Annotated in this window: 20 protein-coding genes; 6 read left to right on the top strand and 14 right to left on the bottom strand. The window is 66.7% G+C overall.

Going from position 1 to position 18105, the window contains the following annotated elements:
* Nucleotides 1-265 precede the first annotated feature (265 nt).
* Complete coding sequence (locus FQU96_RS18685) at nucleotides 266-1174, bottom strand: OmpA family protein (RefSeq protein WP_146542835.1); 909 nt, start codon at nucleotides 1172-1174, stop codon at nucleotides 266-268.
* A gap of 252 nt (nucleotides 1175-1426) precedes the next feature.
* Complete coding sequence (locus FQU96_RS18680) at nucleotides 1427-1927, bottom strand: hypothetical protein (protein ID WP_146542834.1); 501 nt, start codon at nucleotides 1925-1927, stop codon at nucleotides 1427-1429.
* A 44-nt stretch (nucleotides 1928-1971) separates the two neighbouring features.
* Between FQU96_RS18680 and FQU96_RS18675 the strand changes: the two genes are divergently transcribed.
* Nucleotides 1972-2763 (top strand): enoyl-CoA hydratase-related protein, encoded by a 792-nt coding sequence (locus FQU96_RS18675; protein ID WP_146542833.1) that lies wholly within the window; start codon nucleotides 1972-1974, stop codon nucleotides 2761-2763.
* A gap of 14 nt (nucleotides 2764-2777) precedes the next feature.
* Here FQU96_RS18675 and FQU96_RS18670 read toward each other — a convergent pair whose 3' ends face one another.
* Nucleotides 2778-3272 (bottom strand): hypothetical protein, encoded by a 495-nt coding sequence (locus tag FQU96_RS18670; protein ID WP_146542832.1) that lies wholly within the window; start codon nucleotides 3270-3272, stop codon nucleotides 2778-2780.
* A 173-nt stretch (nucleotides 3273-3445) separates the two neighbouring features.
* Here FQU96_RS18670 and FQU96_RS18665 point away from each other — a divergent pair, with 173 nt between their 5' ends.
* From FQU96_RS18665 to FQU96_RS18655, 3 genes are all read left to right on the top strand, one after another.
* Nucleotides 3446-4657 (top strand): CaiB/BaiF CoA-transferase family protein, encoded by a 1212-nt coding sequence (locus tag FQU96_RS18665; protein ID WP_146542831.1) that lies wholly within the window; start codon nucleotides 3446-3448, stop codon nucleotides 4655-4657.
* A gap of 18 nt (nucleotides 4658-4675) precedes the next feature.
* Complete coding sequence (locus tag FQU96_RS18660) at nucleotides 4676-5428, top strand: 2-keto-4-pentenoate hydratase (RefSeq protein WP_146542830.1); 753 nt, start codon at nucleotides 4676-4678, stop codon at nucleotides 5426-5428.
* Nucleotides 5429-5553: 125 nt separating this feature from the next.
* On the top strand, nucleotides 5554-6408 hold the full coding sequence (locus FQU96_RS18655; protein ID WP_146542829.1) for an SDR family oxidoreductase: 855 nt from the start codon (nucleotides 5554-5556) through the stop codon (nucleotides 6406-6408).
* Nucleotides 6409-6499: 91 nt separating this feature from the next.
* Here the strand turns inward: FQU96_RS18655 and FQU96_RS18650 are convergent, their stop codons facing one another.
* Entirely contained in the window at nucleotides 6500-7333 is an 834-nt protein-coding gene (locus tag FQU96_RS18650) for a metallophosphoesterase (RefSeq protein ID WP_146542828.1), read from the bottom strand.
* A gap of 129 nt (nucleotides 7334-7462) precedes the next feature.
* Between FQU96_RS18650 and FQU96_RS18645 the strand changes: the two genes are divergently transcribed.
* The gene (locus FQU96_RS18645) at nucleotides 7463-7828 is read left to right on the top strand and encodes a transglycosylase family protein (RefSeq protein ID WP_146542827.1); all 366 of its coding nucleotides are present in this window, start codon (nucleotides 7463-7465) and stop codon (nucleotides 7826-7828) included.
* Nucleotides 7829-7844: 16 nt separating this feature from the next.
* Here FQU96_RS18645 and FQU96_RS18640 read toward each other — a convergent pair whose 3' ends face one another.
* From FQU96_RS18640 to FQU96_RS18610, 7 genes are all read right to left on the bottom strand, one after another.
* Nucleotides 7845-8240 (bottom strand): cytochrome c family protein, encoded by a 396-nt coding sequence (locus tag FQU96_RS18640; protein WP_255468402.1) that lies wholly within the window; start codon nucleotides 8238-8240, stop codon nucleotides 7845-7847.
* 3 nt (nucleotides 8241-8243) lie between these two features.
* Complete coding sequence (locus FQU96_RS18635) at nucleotides 8244-8831, bottom strand: DUF4439 domain-containing protein (protein ID WP_218574766.1); 588 nt, start codon at nucleotides 8829-8831, stop codon at nucleotides 8244-8246.
* A 127-nt stretch (nucleotides 8832-8958) separates the two neighbouring features.
* Complete coding sequence (locus tag FQU96_RS18630) at nucleotides 8959-9669, bottom strand: RNA polymerase sigma factor (protein ID WP_146542826.1); 711 nt, start codon at nucleotides 9667-9669, stop codon at nucleotides 8959-8961.
* Between the two features lie 83 nt (nucleotides 9670-9752).
* A complete protein-coding gene (locus FQU96_RS18625; RefSeq protein ID WP_178130580.1) occupies nucleotides 9753-10247 on the bottom strand; it encodes a thioesterase family protein in 495 nt (164 codons plus the stop codon).
* Nucleotides 10234-11775, bottom strand: a complete 1542-nt coding sequence (locus FQU96_RS18620) for an indolepyruvate oxidoreductase subunit beta family protein (RefSeq protein ID WP_146542824.1) — start codon at nucleotides 11773-11775, stop codon at nucleotides 10234-10236. The genes FQU96_RS18625 and FQU96_RS18620 overlap by 14 nt, the downstream gene beginning before the upstream one ends.
* Before the next feature lie 147 nt (nucleotides 11776-11922).
* Complete coding sequence (locus tag FQU96_RS18615) at nucleotides 11923-14103, bottom strand: indolepyruvate ferredoxin oxidoreductase subunit alpha (RefSeq protein ID WP_146542823.1); 2181 nt, start codon at nucleotides 14101-14103, stop codon at nucleotides 11923-11925.
* 178 nt (nucleotides 14104-14281) lie between these two features.
* A complete protein-coding gene (locus FQU96_RS18610) occupies nucleotides 14282-15025 on the bottom strand; it encodes an alpha/beta fold hydrolase (RefSeq protein ID WP_146542822.1) in 744 nt (247 codons plus the stop codon).
* A gap of 65 nt (nucleotides 15026-15090) precedes the next feature.
* Between FQU96_RS18610 and FQU96_RS18605 the strand changes: the two genes are divergently transcribed.
* Complete coding sequence (locus FQU96_RS18605; RefSeq protein WP_146542821.1) at nucleotides 15091-15288, top strand: hypothetical protein; 198 nt, start codon at nucleotides 15091-15093, stop codon at nucleotides 15286-15288.
* Here the strand turns inward: FQU96_RS18605 and aliB are convergent.
* The 3 genes from aliB to badH form a co-directional block, all read right to left on the bottom strand.
* A complete protein-coding gene (gene aliB / locus FQU96_RS18600; protein WP_146542820.1) occupies nucleotides 15245-16396 on the bottom strand; it encodes a cyclohexanecarboxyl-CoA dehydrogenase in 1152 nt (383 codons plus the stop codon). The genes FQU96_RS18605 and aliB overlap by 44 nt on opposite strands.
* Before the next feature lie 103 nt (nucleotides 16397-16499).
* Nucleotides 16500-17282 carry a 2-ketocyclohexanecarboxyl-CoA hydrolase gene (gene badI / locus FQU96_RS18595; RefSeq protein ID WP_146542819.1) on the bottom strand — a complete coding sequence of 261 codons (783 nt, stop codon included), beginning with the start codon at nucleotides 17280-17282 and terminating at the stop codon, nucleotides 16500-16502.
* A 26-nt stretch (nucleotides 17283-17308) separates the two neighbouring features.
* Entirely contained in the window at nucleotides 17309-18088 is a 780-nt protein-coding gene (gene badH / locus FQU96_RS18590; protein ID WP_146542818.1) for a 2-hydroxycyclohexanecarboxyl-CoA dehydrogenase, read from the bottom strand.
* Nucleotides 18089-18105 lie beyond the last annotated feature (17 nt).

Below are 18105 nucleotides of genomic sequence, written 5' to 3'. Positions count from 1 at the left end.
TGGGGTATCCCCTCTCTAGGTCAAATACTTACGCGACGAAGTGGCGGGGTTGGAATCGGCACCAACTTCGCTCTGGACTATATACAAACAAGTTCTGGCGGCAATGGGCGGACGGGGCAACGGTGTCGATATTCCGCGGCTGTGGCTTTCGCGCAACACGCTTCTCAGCGAAATACAGATCACTCCTCTAATTATTTGAAATTGCTTCAAAAAAAAGAAGCGGCCGGGATTGCCCGGCCGCTTCGATATTTGCTCTTTGCCGTGTCTATTGCAGCACGATCTCGACGCGGCGGTTCTGCGGCTCGCGCACGCCGTCGGCCGTCGGGACCAGCGGCTGGCTCTCGCCACGGCCCACCACGGTGATGCCGGTGGCCGGGATGCCTTCACGCACCAGCGCGTCCTTCACAGCGTTGGCACGGCGCAGCGACAGCGCCATGTTGTAGGCATCACCGCCGGCGCGATCGGCATGGCCGGTGACACCGACGCGCGTCCTGTTGCCGGACTTCGCGGCGTCAGCGGCCTGCTTGATGGTCGCCTGGGCCTGCGCCGTCAGCGTCGCGCGGTCGAAGTCGAAGAACACGATGTACTGTGTTGTTGGCGTTGACGGAACCGGTGGTGGCGCCGCGGCGGGCGCCGGCGCGCCGAACTTGTAGCCCAGGGTCACCAGCGCCGTGTGGTTCCGGAAGTCCTTGCCCTTGGCGAAGGTATTCATGAACCGATAATCGAGGTTCGCGAAGAAGCCGTCGGCCAATCGCAAGCCAATACCGGCAATGCCTTGCACGGCCAAGTCCTGGGTGCTGACGTGAGAGTATTCCCAGAAGTTGACGCCGGCGCCGACACCGAGGTACGGCGTGATCATGGAATCGGGGATGAAGTCGTACAGTACATTCACCATCGGCGTGTACTGGTACATGTTCTTGCCGACGCCCTTGTTCTTGTTCTGCCGGTAGAGGAATTCGAGCTCGACGCGCGGGCCGACGAGATCGTACCCGACCACGCCACCGGCGGCGAAACCGACTTTCTCTTTCGTCTTACCGAGAGTCGAGAAGTTCATAAAGTTGGCGCCGCCTGCCAGGCCGACGTAGAAGCCGGGCATATTGACCGTTTGCGCGTTCGCAGCCAGGGGGGCCGCTACGAGCGTTGCAGCCGCAATGGCTCCAAGTTTCGCTTTCATCTGGATCCCCTCTCTAGGTTGAAATTACCCTGAGCAACGAAGCAGCGGGCTGGACGGCACCGACTTCGCCATCGACTATATAAGAGGGTGTCCGGGTGGCAATGGATCCGGCCCGATTCGGGCGTCGATATTCAAACCCTGTGACTTCTAAGCAACACCACACCATTCATCGTCAATATGCAGTCTTTTCAATTAATTAGCGTGCATAATTTATGTTGATGAACTGCCTGAGTTTTAGGCTGTTTCGTCTGCCTACGGAGCGGGCTGGATCTTATAGGACAGCCCCAGGACGCCCCCACCGTCTCGAATTGAGATTTTCGGCGAAGGACGGCCAGAAAGATTTGATTTTTCAGTATATTGAGGCATTGAACTGAGATCGCGCGGCAGAATATTGGCGCCGCCGGTCGGCACGCTATCGCGCCCTATGGGCTCGAGGCCGGGCGGCGTCATGCGCAACCCACGATAGTCAAAGCTGCCTGATCCGCGATGCCCTGGCGCTTGTTGCTGCCGGGGCTGGTCCGTTGTTGCACCAGGACGAACCGATCGGTCCCGGTTGCCGGCCTCAGCCAGGAAAGTCGATGGTTTGTCCCCCGGCGCGTGGGTGATGCCCGAGCCAACGCCGTCAAACCGGACGCCGCCACGCTCCTGCGCGACGGCAGGGTTGCCGACGCTGAGCATGTACAACGGCACGACGGCCGATAGAAGCCATGGACGCATTGGGCTACCAATACAGTTCCAGACCATGCCGCTCAAGCGTATCGTCCGGCGCACCGCCACCAGCACAGAGGAAACCACCCATGGGCCAGTACAGCACCGTCCAGACCGAAGGCCGTCTGATGATCGTCACGATCAACCGTCCCGAGGTCTACAATGCCTGCCATCCCATGGCGAACCAGGAGCTGGTGGACGCTTTCGACACCTTCACCGCCGATCCGGAACTGTGGGTCGCCATCATCACCGGCGCCGGCGACAAGGCATTCTGTGCTGGCAACGACCTGAAGTACCACGCTGAAACGCAGGCCAAGACGGGCAAGCGACCGGTCCATCCGGCCAAAGGCTTCGGTGGCCTCACCGCCCGCTTCGACCTCGACAAGCCGGTGATCGCGGCCGTGAACGGTGTGGCGATGGGTGGCGGATTTGAAATTGCACTAGCATGCGATATCATTATCGCATCAGACAAGGCGACCTTTGCCCTGCCCGAGCCGAAGGTTGGGCTGGCCGCCGGCGCCGGCGGCATGCAGCGGCTGAGCCGCATGATCCCGCTCAAGAAGGCGATGGGCATGATGCTGACCGGCCGTCACGTGCCGGCGCAGGAGGGCTATGAGCTGGGCTTCGTGACGGCGGTGGTGCCGCATGCCCAGCTGATGAGCGAGGCCCGTCGCTGGGCCGGCCAGATCCTGGACTGCTCACCCATGAGCGTGCGCGCCACCAAGCAGGTCGTCATGCGCTCGCTCGATACGCCGGCCATCGAGACCGCCATGCACAATTCGCATTTCCCGGCCTTTGTTGCCATGGCGCACAGCGAGGACACCGTCGAGGGGCCCAAGGCTTTCGCCGAGAAGCGCAAGCCCAACTGGAAGGGCCGCTGAGCGGCCCCCGCCGGTCAGGGCCGGGTATTGAGGCGGATGAACTCGCTGACGTTGGCAGCGTCACAGGTCCTGCCTCGGATGGGGATGTGCATGCGCGGATCGTTGCCCATCCATCCCTGCCGGCCTTGCTCGGCGCTGCGGCAGGCGTACAGATCGCCGCGGCGGGGATCGACGACGAACACGTAGCCCAGCCCGCCGCAATCGCCGCGGCGGCACCAGCTCCAGCGCAGCATGCGCCCCTCGCGGACGACGGGCGTCTCGGGGCCTGCCGGCTTCAAGGCCTCGCGGGCCAGTGCGGGCCCCATGGCCTCGCTGGCCGCCTGCCGCAAGGCGGGCAGGTCCCACAGGCGCCCGGGGCCATCCTCGACCGTGTCGGCGGCGCTGACGCCGATCCATCGCTCCACGCTGGCCAATCGTTCAGCGCGCGGGTCGCGCTGCTGGCTGACCGCATCGGCCGGCAGGACGATCAATGCGGCCCATAGCCAGGCTGCGACGCGCTGCTGTCTCATGGCTCCCCTCCCGTCTTTGTTCATGGCGCCCTTGCGCGCCTCGACGTATCCCGTGGTGGACGGTCTGTGTATGACCGCCCACCGGCCTCCGACGAGGTATGGATGCTACCCAGCCAATGGGGCGGAATCACGGAACAAGGTCGCACCGGCCTGGCGATGGAGTAACGAAAGAGATGTCTTCCACAGAGTCGGCCGGCGCGCTTGCCGGTCTCAAGGTGATCGATCTGTCGCGCGTGCTGGGCGGCCCCTACTGTGCCCAGATGCTGGCCGACCATGGCGCCCACGTGATCAAGGTCGAGCCGCCGCAGGGTGACGAGACGCGCGGCTGGGGTCCTCCGTTCGACGCCGACGGCATCTCGGCCTACTTCGCCGGCATCAACCGCAACAAGCGCAAGATCGCGCTCGACCTCGCCAAGCCGCAGGGCCGCGCCGTGCTCTTGAAGCTGCTCGAGGGCGCCGACGTGCTGATCGAGAACTTCAAGACGGGCACCATGGAAAAGTGGGGCCTGGGCTATGCCGAGACCTTGTCGCAAAAATTTCCCGCGCTGATCCATGCCCGCGTCACCGGCTTTGGCGCCGATGGGCCGATGGGCGGCTATCCGGGCTACGATGCCATGGTGCAGGCCTGGGCCGGCCTGGTGTCGGTCAACGGCGCCCCCGACAGCGGCCCGGTGCGCATCGGCGTCCCCCTGGTCGATCTCGCCACGGGCATGAACGCCTGCATGGGCATCCTGATGGCGCTCTATGACCGGCAACGCTCCGGCAAGGGCCAGTTCGTCGACGCCACGCTCTACGACAGCGCCGTGGCGCTGCATCAGCCGCACGCGCCCAACTACTTCATGGGCGGGCTGAAGCCCAAGCTGTTCGGCAACAGCCACGGCAACCTGGCGCCCTACGCCAACTTCCCGACCAAGGGCCGCAACATCGTGATCGGCGCCGGCAACGATGCGCAGTTCCGCAAGCTCACCCAACTGCTGGGCAAGCCTGAGCTGGCCGACGATCCGCGTTTCAAGACCAACAAGGAGCGCATCGCCAACAAGCCGGCGCTGGAAGCCGAGTTGCGCGCGCTCACGGCCGAGCGCGATGGCGAGGCTTTCGCCACGGAGCTGATGGAGAATGGCGTGCCATCGGGTGCGGTGTTCGAAGTGCCCGACGTGATGGAGCATCCGCACACCAAGCATCGCGACATGGTGTGGTCCAAGGACGGCTATCGCAACGTCGGCAACCCGGTGAAGCTGTCGCGCACGCCGCCCGCGGTGCGCACCAAGCCCAAGACCTTCGGCCACGACACGCGCGACGTTCTGAAAGAGCACGGCTTCAGCGACAGCGACATCGAGGGCCTGATCAAGGACGGCATCGCGCTGGTCGAGATCAAGAAGGCCTGACGGCGAAAGGACCACGCCATGACTCCGACCGAGATCGAACGTGCGGCGGCCGCCCTGCTCGATGCCCGTCGCCGCGGGGCGCAGATTGCAGCGCCAGGCCCCGCACCGGCCAGCACGGCCGAGGTCTATGCCATCCAGGACGCGGTCGCGGCCGAGCTTGGCGCGCCGGACGGATGGAAAGTCGGTGCCAAGACACCCACCGATACGCCGACCTGCGCGCCGCTGCTGAAGGATCACGTCATCAGCGGGCCAGCCCGCTTCACCGCCGGCAGCATGCACATGCTGGGTGTCGAGGCCGAGGTAGCCTTTCGCTTCGGCCGCGACCTGCCGGCCGCGGCGACGGTGCCTGACGCCGCGGCGGTACTGGACGCGATCGCGAGTGCCCACGTCGTGATGGAAGTGGTCGACACGCGACTGGCGGATTGGAAGAGCCTCGATCCACTGTGGACCCTGACCGACAACGGCATGAACAAGGCACTGGTCGTCGGGCCTGCATTCGAGGGCTGGCGCGACCTCGACTACGATCGCCAGCCGGTGACCATGCTCGCCAACGGCAAGGCGCTGGTCGACCGCATCGGCGGCAACACCGGTGGCTCGCCACTGCGCCTGCTGACCTGGCTGGCAGGCCACGTCGTGACGGCGCGGGGCGGCCTGCGCGCCGGACAGGTCATCACCACCGGCTCCTGGGGCGGCCTGCATTTCGTCGAACCCGGTGCCGAGGTGGTGACGACGTTCCCCGGTCTCGGCGAAACACGCGTGGTGTTTGCGTAGGCGTTTAGGACCGCGGGCGTCCACGCCCGCATTCGCTCGCAGCGACGCGAAGAGCGAACGCAGTCGGTGCTTACGCACCGATGCGGGCGTGGACGCCCGCGGTCCAAAACTGAAGAGGAGACCTCATGTTCCAAGCCGATCTGCTGAAGGGCAAACGCATCCTGGTCACCGGCGGCGGCACCGGGCTGGGGCAGAGCATGGGGCGGCGTTTCCTCGAGTTGGGCGCCGACTTGGTGATCTGCGGCCGCCGTGGCGATGTGCTCGAGAAGACAGCCGCCGAATTCCGCGAGCAGGTTCCGGGCGCTTCCGTGGAGACGCACAGCCTCGATATTCGCGTCGCCTCGGCGGTCGAGGAGATGATGGACCGCATCTGGCAGACGCGGCCGCTCGACGTCCTGGTGAACAACGCTGCCGGCCAGATCCTGGCCCAGACGCATCGCCTCTCGACGCGCGCCATCGACTCGGTGCTGAACATCGTCCTGCACGGCTCGGCCTACTGCACCGTCGCCGCCGGACGTCGCTGGATCGACGCTGGCCAGCGCGACAAGGTGGTGTTGTCGATCCTCACCGTGTCGTCGCTGATGGGTGCGCCCTTCACGGTGCCCTCGGCGATGGCCAAGGCCGGTGTGCTGGCGATGACCAAGAGTCTCGCCGTCGAGTGGGGGCCCAAGGGCATTCGCACCTGCGCCATCGTGCCGGGTCCCTTCCCGACGCCAGGTGCCTGGGAACGCTTGATGCCCAAGGAGCGTGGCGGCAATGACCAGCTGGCGAAGACCATCCCGCTGCGCCGCGTCGGCGAGCACAGCGAGCTTGCCAATCTCGCGGCGTTCCTCGTCTCCGACGGTGCCGCCTACATCAACGGCGATGCGATCGTGATCGACGGTGGCAAGATGCTGCAGTCCGGCGGTGGCGGCGCCAGCACCGCGGCCATGCTCGACTGGACCGATGAGCAGTGGGACGCGATCCGGCAGAAGAAGTGAGTCGGTCAACCCGAGCGCAGCGAGGGATCTTCCGCGACCAGGGACTTCATTTCCACGACATCCCTCGCTGCGCTCGGGATGACACGTCCTCCTACACTTCGATGACCTTCGCGCCCCTTGCGACGTCTTCGTTGGGGTAGCCCCACTGGTGGCTGACCACGCGCGTCGACCCGACCGTGTAGTCGACGTTGTAGTGCGTATGGCCGTGCAGCCATAGCGGCGGCGCGTGACGGTGCATCAGCGCTGTCAGATCGGAACCGAACGCCGGTGACAGGCTGTCACCGCGAAAGCGTGGCTCGATCGACTGTGCTGTCGGTGCATGATGCGTGACGACGATCGTCGTGGCGTCGGTCTGCGTCGACAGGCGTTCGTCGAGCCACGCCGTCGCTGCGGTGTGCAGCTGCAGCGCATCCTGCGGACGGAAAAGCGCATCACCGAACGTGATGCGCTTGTGGTCATACATCAGCGCCTCGGCGCGCTGCATGGCTTCGTCAGCGACCCCGGGTCCATAGAGCTGATAATCGGTCCACGCCGTGCACCCCAGCACGCGCATCGTGCGCCCCTTCAACGTGAGGACGAGTTCGTCCGCATCGAGGAAGTGAACGTTGTCCGTCGCCGCCGCGGTTGCACGCATCTGATCGATCAAGCTGTTGAGTTCGTAGCGATAGAACTCGTGGTTGCCCGCGACATACACAACCGGCATAGAGCGGAACGCCGCCGCGGCCCACGTCACGCCAGCCGTGCCGACATCAACGTCGCCGGCCACGACGACGAGATCGGCCTTCGACGCCGCCTCTTGCACTTCCTCGCCGAGTCGTGCCATGGCTAAGTTACAGGCTGCGTCGTCTGCCCCTTCGCGTAGTAACAGGCGTTTTTTGATGTCGAGATGCAAATCCGACAGCAAAGCAATGCGCGCGTCCGACATGATCTGGCTCGGTAAGAGGGACCAAAAGAAATGGATCTGTGCCACCTTATCCGAAAGGAAAACATTTTGCGTGCGTTGCCGTTGGTGCTCCTTCTCGCCACCGGCTGCACCACACAACCTCAGGCCCCTGTGGTTTCTTCATTCGCCGCCGATCCGCGTACGCTCGAGATCGAGGCGCGCAAGGATGACGTCCTGCGTCAACTTGCCCAATGCGAGAGCGGTGGCACCGGCGATTCCGATCGGCCGATCTATGGTGGTCGCGGTGCGTTCGTCGGCCGCTTCCAGTTCATGCCCCGCACGGTCATCGGTTTCGTGCGCGACATGGATGGCCGCAATCTCAGCGTGCCGGAGGCCATCGCGCTGGCGCATGACTATGAGCAGGCTGCGGCACTCGCGAAGTTCGCGATCTTCGAGCGCGACGCCATCAGCCACTGGCCGCTGTGCAATCGCAAGCTCGGTCTGCGTCAGCAGGTCGAGGTGATCAAATCCATGTGACGACCGAATACCAACGTCAGGGCGAAGCCAGACGCTGGTCGCGAAGATAGGCGATGATGTCGGCGCGATCCTGTGCCTTGGGGACACGCATGCCCATGGCCGTTCCTGGTACCAGCGCCGTGGGATTCTCGAGCCACTGATCGAGCCTCGGCTCGTCCCACACAAACGCACGCGCTTGCAGCGCCGCGCTGTAGCGATAGCCGGACACCGATGCAACGCGCCGGCCGACAACGCCACGGTGGCGCGGTCCGACCCGATTGGCGTCCAGCGAATGGCAGGCGCCGCACCGGCTCTGGTAGAGCTGCTCGCCGCGCCTGGCGTCACCAACGACCGGTGACTGGGCGCCGGCACTGGATGCCAGCACCGCCGCGGCCAACCCGACCGCGGCAGTGCCGTATGCAAGCAGGTGCACCGACTACGCTCCGAACATCAAGCCGTCGGCCGGGATCGGATCGCCCACCGCGTTGCCGAGGATCGCGGCATGGAACGCCTCGTCGCCGGCCATGCGGGCGGCGAGCTGATGCTGTTCCGCCGTGCTGAGCGATGGGATGAGGCCGAGATAGGCGTTGGCCGCGCCGCGCTCCAGCCGCAGCGCCAGGCGCAGCACGTCGGTCTGGTTCTTCAGCGCGCCGGCGTTGAGTGCCGTTGCGTACTCGGCGTCGCTGCGCGCCGCGGCCGGACGGCCGCCGAGCGCGGTCACGGCGCGCACCAGTTCATCGCGATGGCGCTGGTGATGACCACGAAACGTGACGCCGATCTTCACCACGGCGGGCTGCAGCAGGCCGCTGCCCGCGGCGATGGTGTAGGCCGCGATGCCTTCGTGCTCGAGCGCGATGGCGGCGTTGAGCAGGCCGACATCCTGCGCCGCGTTGGCGTTGCGCTTCTGCGCCAGCGCCGCGCCGCGCGACCCCAGCAGGGCCGTGATTCCGGCCACGGTGAGCGTCGCGGCACCGCCGCGCAGCAGGTGGCGCCGCATACGCAGACCATGGTGTGCATCGTTCATCGACTTTCTCCCTCGTGCTGCCCTAAAACCAAGCGAGCGGTATCGGGCGCGCGCCATGCTCGTGGCGCACCGCGCGCAGCGGTGGAATCGCGCTGTGATGTTGCGAGCCGGGCGGCCCTGGCCGCGCTTAGGGCGGCAGAGCGCTGTGCTGCGTCAGGCGTGCGAGAACCCGCTCGGTCAACGCCGCGCAGCGCTGGCCGCCGAACGGGAAGGCCTCCTGCAATGCGGCGCGCAATTCCGGCTCCAAGATCTCGCGTAACCGCCGCCGGGCGCGGAACAGACGGGTCTTGACGATCTGCACCGGCACGCCCAGGGCGCTCGCCGTCTCCTCGACGCTCACGCCTTCGACGTCGCGCAGCACGAACACGGTGCGATACGCCTCGGGCAGCCGCGCAACGGCGCCTTGCAGGCGATGGGCGAACTCGGCCCGCGCGGCGATTTCCTCGGGCGAGCCGTGGCTGATGGGCGCATCGGCGAGGCGCGCGCGATATTCGGCCATCTCGGTGATCCCCTGGCGTTCGAGCAGACGCACCCGTCGCTCGGCCGCGCGCCGGCGCTCGAGCGCTTCGTTGATGACGATGCGCGTCAGCCACGTCGCGTAGGACGCATGGCCATCGAACGCGGCGCTTGTCGTGAACGCCTTGACGTAGGCGTCCTGGACCGCCTCCTCGCAGTCGGCCGAATTCTTCAGGATGCCCCAGGCGACGCGGTAGAGCCGCTGGTTGTAGCGCCGCGTCAGGGCGCGGATGGCGCCTTCGTCGCGCTGCAGCGCAAGGCCGTGCAGATCGCTGTCGCTCAGCGTCGCGACGTCATGGACCGCTTGTCTGCCTGATGCCATCGGCCGTCCCCGTGGGCAGTATCGTACCCATGAGACGGAATGACGAGGAGAAAGGTTTCAGCCGGCAGTCACCATAAACGTCGTCACGCCCGCTTGCCGCCCATCCGGGCGATGATGTCGTCGGGGATCCGTTCGGCCTTGAGCTTGCCCGGCGACGACGGCGAATTCTTGGTCCAGCATCGAGTCTCGTGTCCGTGCGCCACCGTCTTGCCATCCGGCGTCAGGGCGCGATGCACGACCTTGAACGAGCTGTTGCCCCAGCGCTCGACCCGGCTCTCGACCACCAGTATCTCGCCCGGCGTCACGGTGCTCTCGAATGTACCGGTGGCATTGAGGATCGGCGTGTCGACACCGTCCATCTCTTCGAGCATGAGGCGCCGATCGATGCCGGCGGCCCAGAACAGGCGCCACGTGCCCTGATCCCACCATTTGAAGTAGGTCGGGTAGTAGATGATGCCCGCCGGATCGCAGTCACCCCACTCCAGGGTGACAGCATGGCGCACCACCACGCCCTCGTTCGTCGACACCGCTTGCGTATCGGCCGGCAGCGTCACGTTGCCTGTCTCATTCCGCGGCACGCGGCACCTCCTGTGTGCGGTGGGCGATCTCGACCAGGGTCTTGGCGAGCGAGTCGCCCTCGGGGTCGGCCAGCGCCGCGACTCGGGCGCTGGCGATGGCATCGGCGGCGACAGACGGCGCCATCGCACCCGCCAGCGCCGGCGCGATCACGGCGGTCTCGATGCGCGCGAAGTTGTCGGAGCCACGCTTGTGCGTATCGCCATAGCCCTTCACCAGGCGGGCGCACTCGGCGATCTCGCGCGCCAGCTCACGGCCCAGCGGCGCGGCGCGGCGGATCGCGTCCAGCCAGCGCTCGATCTGCGCCTGTTCTTCGACGTAGCGCCAGGTGCGCGGGCGCCACCAGCGCAGCTTCGACAGCAGCCACAGGCGGAAGAAGCCCGACACCGTGGTCGTGCGCACGTGCATGGACCAGTACCATTTGCCCAACCGCCCGGTGCGCTCGGCCCAGGCAAGGACACGACGCGCCAAGCCCGGTGGCAGCAGGGCGCACATCTCTTCGATGCCGGGCTTGAAATGCTCGGTGATCACCAGGGGCTCGCCGTCCTTGGCGCGCACCTCGGCGCGCACGCGCGCGAAGCGATCGGCACCGGTCTTGACCTGCGCCACGCGGATCACATCCTCGAACGACATGCGCACGGCCAGATGCCGCGCCGTCTCGCGCAGCAGTGCGCCATCGCCGCCGGCGTCCTTTTCGGCCGACCAAACCTTGTCGAGGCGATCGAGGTAGAGCGCGGCGTAGGTGCGGTCCTGATAGCCGGTGAGCCGGCGCACGCCCTCCTCGACAATGTCGTGCGTGGCGACCGGGAAGAGCTGACGGGCCTGCTCGATCAGATCCTCGACGCCGCGCGCTTCGGTCAGCCGCTTCTGATGCGCACGGACGGTCTGTTCCAGTTCGCCGCGCGCATGAGCGCGGCCGAAGGCGAAACCGGCCAGGTTGGCATCGACAGACTTGCCGGCGCCGCGGATCGCGGCCTCGAACGCCTGGTCGGGGATCGGCGCACGGCCGCAGCCGGCGAACGCGCCCAGCAGCACGGCGTTGAGCACGCTGCCGGCCTCCTCGGCCGCCTGGTCCATGTCGAACAGGATCTGGGCCTTGGAGCGCTCCTTCACGGCGCGCAGCAGGCGGCCGACATCGAAGCGGCCGTCACCCATCGCCATGCGCTCGCCGATGGCGAAGACACGATGGCTGGACGAAATCAAGGTCGTGCGATCGGGTGTCACCCAGCCGTTGAAGATCATGCGGCCGGCTTCGACCAGCTCGCTGGCCAGCAATACGTCGACCTCGCCCATCGCCGGATTCAGCGCCAGCACCGGTGCCCGTTCGCCCAGCCGCGTATGCGGCACGGGCAGCACCTCGACATAATAGGTCGTGGCGCCGGTACGCTGCGCCACGCCGGGAATCTGTGTCGCCTGCGCCGGCAGGCCCGCATGATGCGCTGCCTCGACAATCCAGTCGCACAGCACGCCACCGCCGTCGCCGCCCAGCGCCGCGATTAGGATGGTGATGGGTTTGTCGGGGCTGGTCATGACGCACCTCTACCTTCCCCCGCTCGCGGGGGAAGGTGGCGCGCAGCGCCGGATGGGGGTGCGCCACAGCAGACGTGGTGCGTGGAAGCCACCCCCATCCGCCCTTCGGGCACCTTCCCCCGCAAGCGGGGGAAGGTAAGGCAGCGATCAACGCGCATGGGCCACTGACTCCTTGCCCTGCAGCCAGCCGATCACGGCCGTGCGCACCCGCGTCAGGGCGCGGTCCCACCGGCTCGGGTTCTGCACGATCTCGGCCTTGTAGAACGACGGGCACAGCACGGCGGCGTCGGCGACCTCGCCGCACAGGCCGCAACCGACGCAGCTGTTGACGACCGACGCGATCGGATCGTCGCGCAGCGGATCGGGGCTGGGCTTGATGGTGAGCGACGGGCAGCCCGACAGGCGGATGCAGGAATGATCGCCGGTGCACACTGCATCGTCGATGCCATAGCGTGTGCGTATCACGCGTTCGCCGCGCTTCAGTGCCGCCGCCAGCTGCGGGCGGATGCGACGCTGGCGCGCCAGCTGGCATTCGCCGTCGGCGATGATCACCTTCAGGCCCTGCTCCTTGGTCGTCACCGCCTCGCGCAGGGTGGCCAGCATGGTGCTGACGTTGTAGGTGCGGATGGTGCGCAGCCAGCGCACGCCCATCGCGCGCAAGGTAGTGGCGATATCGGACGTGTTCTCGCCGTCGCGCCGGTTGCCGGCGCTCGAGGGCAGGAACTGCGCGCCGGTGGCCGAGGTGTAGCCGTTCTGCATCACCACCAGCACGCGATCGCCGCGATTGAACATCGCCGACGACACGCCCGAGAGCAGGCCGTTGTGCCAGAATCCGCCATCGCCCATCACGGAGATGGTGCGCTTCTGCAGCACCGGCGCCACGCCCGCCGCGGCGGCCAGCGACATGCCGTAGCCCAGGATCGTGTTGCCGAGATTGAACGGCGCCAGGGTCGCGAAGGCATGGCAGCCGATGTCGGCGGAGATGTGGACCTTGCCGACCTCGCGCTCCAGCAGCTTGATGGCCGAGAACACCGGCCGCTCGGGGCAGCCGGTGCAGAAGCCCGGCGGCCGCAATGGCAGCGGCGCGCCGATCAGGCGCTGCGCCTCGGCGCGGCCGGCGCGCGCCGTCTCCAGCGCCTGCATCGGCTTGGACAGGTCGATGTCGTTGGCGGTCTGGGCGAAGAACTTCAGCAGCCCTTCGGTCACCACCTCGGCCGTGTATTCGCCGGCCATCGGCAGCACGTCCTTGCCGTGCAGGCGCGCACCGATGTCGCGCTTGCGCAACAGGGCGCCGATCTCCTGCTCGAGATAATCGGGCGCGCCCTCCTCGACCACCAGCACCGCGCGCTTGCCCTTGCAGAAGTCGGCGATCTGGTCGGGCACCAGCGGATAGGTGACGTTCAGCACCAGGGTCGGCACCTTCACGGCGCCGAAGGCATCGCCCAGCCCCAGGCGATCGAGCCCGCGCAGGGTTACGTTGGCGATGCCGCCCTGCACGATGATGCCGAGATCCTCGCGCTCGCCCGGCAGCAGTTCGTTCAGGCCCTGCTCGACGATGAAGCGCTGCGCCGCCGGCAGACGCACGTCGACCTTCAGCTTCTCCTGCAGGTAGGTCGACGGCGGATGCGAGATGCGCGCGTAGTCCTGCGGGATCGGCTCGGCCAGCCGCGCGTTGCGCGAGATCGCCGGCGCCACGTTGTTCTTGGCGACGAACTCGCCGCTGACATGGCAGGCGCGGATGCGCAGTTCGATCATGACCGGCGTGTTGGACGCCTCGGAGAGTTCGAAGCCTTTCTCGACGCAGTGTACGATGGTGGGCAGGTTGGGCCTGGGGTCCATCAGCCAGACCGACGATTTCAGCGCGAACGCATGCGAGCGCTCCTGAATGATCGAGGCGCCTTCGCCGTAGTCCTCGCCGACCACGATCAGCGCCCCGCCCACGACGCCGGGCGACGCCAGGTTGGAAAGCGCATCGGCCGCCACGTTGGTGCCGACGATCGATTTCCAGGTGACGCAGCCGCGCAGCGGATAGTTGATCGACGCGCCCAGCAGCGCCGCCGCCGACGCCTCGCTGGTGCAGGTCTCCAGGTGCACGCCCAGCTCGTCGAGCAGGTCCTGCGACTCGACCAGCACGTCGACGAGATGCGACATCGGTGCGCCTTGGTAGCCGCCGACATAAGCGACGCCCGACTGCAGCAGCGCCTTGGTGACCGCTAGCACGCCCTCGCCGCGGAAGATCTCGCCGTCGCCCAGACGCAACGAGCGAACCTCGTCGGTGAACGAGCGTTCGGGATTGGTGCGTGCTGCCGCTGGTGGCTGGTCAAACATGATGGCTTCCCGTGTGTCCTGCCTGTCCGCAACGCCTGTGAGCTAAGGACGCCGAACCGTTGGATGTCAAACAGTTTCCCTGGGCGGCGATGGCGGATGCCATATTGTTCTTGTTTCTCAAACAAGCGAAGTGGAATCCTATTTTGGGCCACACGCCCACGTCCCGCCAGATCCCAGCTCAGGCCAACGCTGACCGCAATGCGCGCAAGAATCCCGCTGGACTATCCAGCATCATGTTGTGACCCGCATCGGCGACCTCGATGACGGGAATGCCGGCTGACTGCACCGCGCGCTCATGCGCCGTCACCCCGGTGAGGCTGCCTTTGATATAGGTACAAGGAACGTTCAGCGCGCGCAGCAGATCCTTCATCATCGGATCATTGACCTCGCCCAGGCTCCGTTCGCTGCGATAGAGCGCCAACGGATCGGCGAGGCGCATGGTGGCGGCCCAGTGAGGACCGACGGCGGCCAGGGCCCGTGCAAAACCCTCGGCGACAAAAGTCTGCTCGGTATGGCCTTCGAGACGCGGCCGCCGTGTCGGGACGAGATTCGGCTCGGCAACCACCAGCCGCCGCACGAGATCCGGTCGCTCGCTCGCCAGAATGATCGCGATCGATCCGCCCATGCTGTGCGCCACGATGTCGGCATGGCGCACGCCGAGCGCATCGAGCGCGCGCGCAACCGACAACGCGTGATCGCGCAGCCCGTAGCCAAAGCAGGCCGGCCGGTCGCTCATGCCGAAACCCAGGAAGTCCAGCAGCAGCGAGCGATGCGCGCCCAGCCCAGGATCGGCGGCGATGCGCGCAAAATACGCCGGCGATGACGATCCGAGCCCATGCAGGAAGACGCGCGCCGGCTCGTGCCCGGGAAGATCGACGTATCGCATCCGGGCCTCATCCGGCCCGACCACAACATCTTTCATCACCCGCTCCCCCGGCCGCGCCGCCACGCGACCGGCCATCAAAGCGCTCAGCCCTGTCGCGACCAATGTATAACGACTGGCGTGCCGGCGCCCACAGCCGGAAACTGTGCGTCCATCAGGCTCTGCTGGACCTCGATGCTGCCCTGCGCCTGCAGCCCGACTCGCTCAATGCCCTGGTCGGCCGCGGCCAGACCTACATGGCACTGCGCCAGTACGATGTCAGGCCGGCACCGCGGCGCGGCCGGCGCGGGTGCGGGCGATGATGGTCTTCATGATCTGGGCGGTGCCGTCACCGATCTGGAAGCCCAGGACGTCACGCAGGCGCTGCTCCATCAGCCCGCGGTCATAGCCGCCGTGGCCGAACATCAGCAGGCACTGGTGAACGGCGTCGTAGGCGAGCTGCGGCGCCCACCACTTGCACATCGCCGCCTCGGCGCTGTGCGGCGCGCCCCTGTCCTTCAGCCACAGCGCCTGCAGGCACAGCAGGCGTGCCGCCTCGACCTGGGTCTCGAGCGCCGCCAGCGGATGCGACACGCCCTGAAACGCCGACAGCGGTTGACCGAAGGCCTGGCGCTCCACGACGTAGGCCCAGGTCTCCGCCAGCGCGACGCGCGCCACGCCCAGCACCTGCAGGCCGATCAGGGCGCGCGAGAAATCGAAGCCCTGCATCACCTGCACGAAGCCCTTGTTCTCGTCGCCCAGGCGATGCGAGACGGGAACCCGAACGTTCTCGAAGAAGATGGAGCCGCGCCCGATGGCGCGCTGGCCGTGGCAATCGAAACGACTGCGCGTCACGCCGGGCAGGTCCATCGGCACCAGCAGCGCGGTGATGCCGCGGGCGCCCGCTTCCGGTGATCCGGTGCGACCGAACACCACCGACGCATCGGCCTGATCGGCGGCCGAGATCGAGGTCTTCTCGCCGTTGACGACATAGGTGTCGCCCACCCGCTCGACCCGCAGGCCCAGATTGGCGGCGTCCGAACCGCCGCGCGGCTCGGTCAGCGCGATCGACAGAAGCGCTTCGCCCCGTGTCAGGCGCGCCAGCCAGGGGCCCACGACATCGGGCTGGCCATGCTGCGAGAGGATCTGGCCATTCAGCGATCCCAGCAGGTTGATGTAGGACATGCTGAGGTCGGCGCGTGCGATCTCTTCGTGGATGACGCCGGCGGCGAGGCAACCCATGCCCAGGCCGCCATACTGCTCCGGCAACTCCGGCGCGATGAAGCCCATCTCGCCCATCGCCTTCATCAGCCCGCGATCAAGGACGCGGGTCCTGTCGCGATCCTGGAAGCCGGGCGCGATGCGATCGGTGGCAAACCGTCTGGCCTGATCGGCGAGCGCAACGAGGTCTTCATCGAGATACGGATTCATCGGGGCGCCTCTCGCGTTCTCCTCGCTGGGAGCGCGGGCGTCTCGCCCGCTTTGGCGCAAAGCGCCAAGACATGAGCGGGCCGGAGGCCCGCGCTCCCAGGAACTACCGCGCGAACTTGCGGAAGTCGGGCTTGCGTTTCTCCTGCAGCGCCTTGACGCCTTCGCGCGATTCCTCGGTGTCGTAGTAGAGCTTCAGCGCGTACATGCCCATGCCGGCGATGCCGGCCTGATGGGCGGTGTCCATGTTGAAGCTGCGCTTGGCGATGGCGATCGCCGTCGGACTGCGCTCGCACAGTTCCTCGCCCCATTTCTGGACCTCGGCGTCGAGCTGATCGTGCGGCACGCAGGCATTGGCGAGCCCCATCGCCACCGCCTCCTGGCCGCTGTAGCGACGGCACATGTACCACATCTCGCGCGCCTTCTTCTCGCCCACGACGCGGGCCAGGAACGCGGTGCCGTAACCGGGATCGACCGACCCCATCTTGGGTCCGACCTGGCCGAAGATGGCCTTGTCCGAACAGATCGTCAGGTCGCAGATCGTGCACAGCACGTTGCCGCCGCCGATCGCGTAGCCCTGCACGCGCGCGATCACCGGCTTGGGCACGTCGCGGATCGCCGTGTGCAGTTCCTCCACCGGCAGGCCGACCGTGCCGCGGCCATCATAGTTGCCGTCATGCGCCGACTGGTCGCCGCCGGTGCAGAAGGCACGGTCCCCGGCACCCGCCAGCACGATGGCGCCGACGTCCTTGTCATAGCCCGCCTGGTACAGCGCCTTGATCAGCTCGTCGCAGGTCCGGGCGCGAAACGCGTTCAGCTTCTCCGGCCGGTTGATGGTGATCCAGGCCACGCCGTTGCGGATCTCGTAGATCAGGTCTTCGAATTGCATGGATGATGTCCTCACGGTGCGGGTTGTCAGCCACTCATGGTCAGTCCGCCGGACACGCTCAGCACCTGGCCTGTCACATAGCGGGCATCGTCGCTGGCGAAGAACAGGATGGCGCCCGGCAGGTCGTCGGGCTGGCCGATGCGGCCCAGCGGAATCGAGCGCCGGAACGCTTCCTCCAGCTTCTCCGGATTGCCGGCGCCTTCCTTGAAGACGGCGAACAGCGCGGTGTCGGTCGGCCCCGGGCACACGACATTGACGGTGATGCCCTGGCGGGCGTGCTCGCGCGCGATGGTCTTGGAGAAAGCCACCAGCCCGCCCTTGCAGGCGGCATACACCGCCTCGCCGGACGACCCGACCCGGCCGGCATCGGAGGCGACGTTGACGATGCGGCCGGCCCGGCGCTCCACCATGCCGGGCAGCACCGCGTGATGCATGTGCAACGCGCCGGTGAGGTTGATGGCGATCAGCTTGTCCCACTGTGCCGGTTCGGTTTTGACGAAGGGCCGGAAGATGTCCCAGCCCGCGTTGTTCACCAGGACGTCGATCGGCCCGAGCTTAGCCTCGGTCGCGGCGATCGCGGCATCGACACTCGATCTGTCCGCGATGTCGCAGCGAATCGCTTCCGCCACGCCGCCGTTGCCGCGGATGGCCGCGGCGACTTTCTCGGCCGCCTCGAGGTTGAGGTCGAGCACGGCGACGCGCGCGCCCTCCTGGGCGAACCTGATGCTGGTCGCGCCGCCGATGCCGCCGCCACCGCCGGTGACGATGACCGTCTTGCCGTCGAAACGCTTCGTAACGCCTGACATGTTCACCTCCCGTACGG

This window comes from Reyranella sp. CPCC 100927 (genome assembly GCF_007859315.1).
In the GTDB taxonomy this organism is placed as follows: domain Bacteria; phylum Pseudomonadota; class Alphaproteobacteria; order Reyranellales; family Reyranellaceae; genus Vineibacter.
The sequence above is the reverse complement of the archived record's forward strand: the minus strand, read 5'-3'. Positions and strand labels throughout refer to the sequence as shown.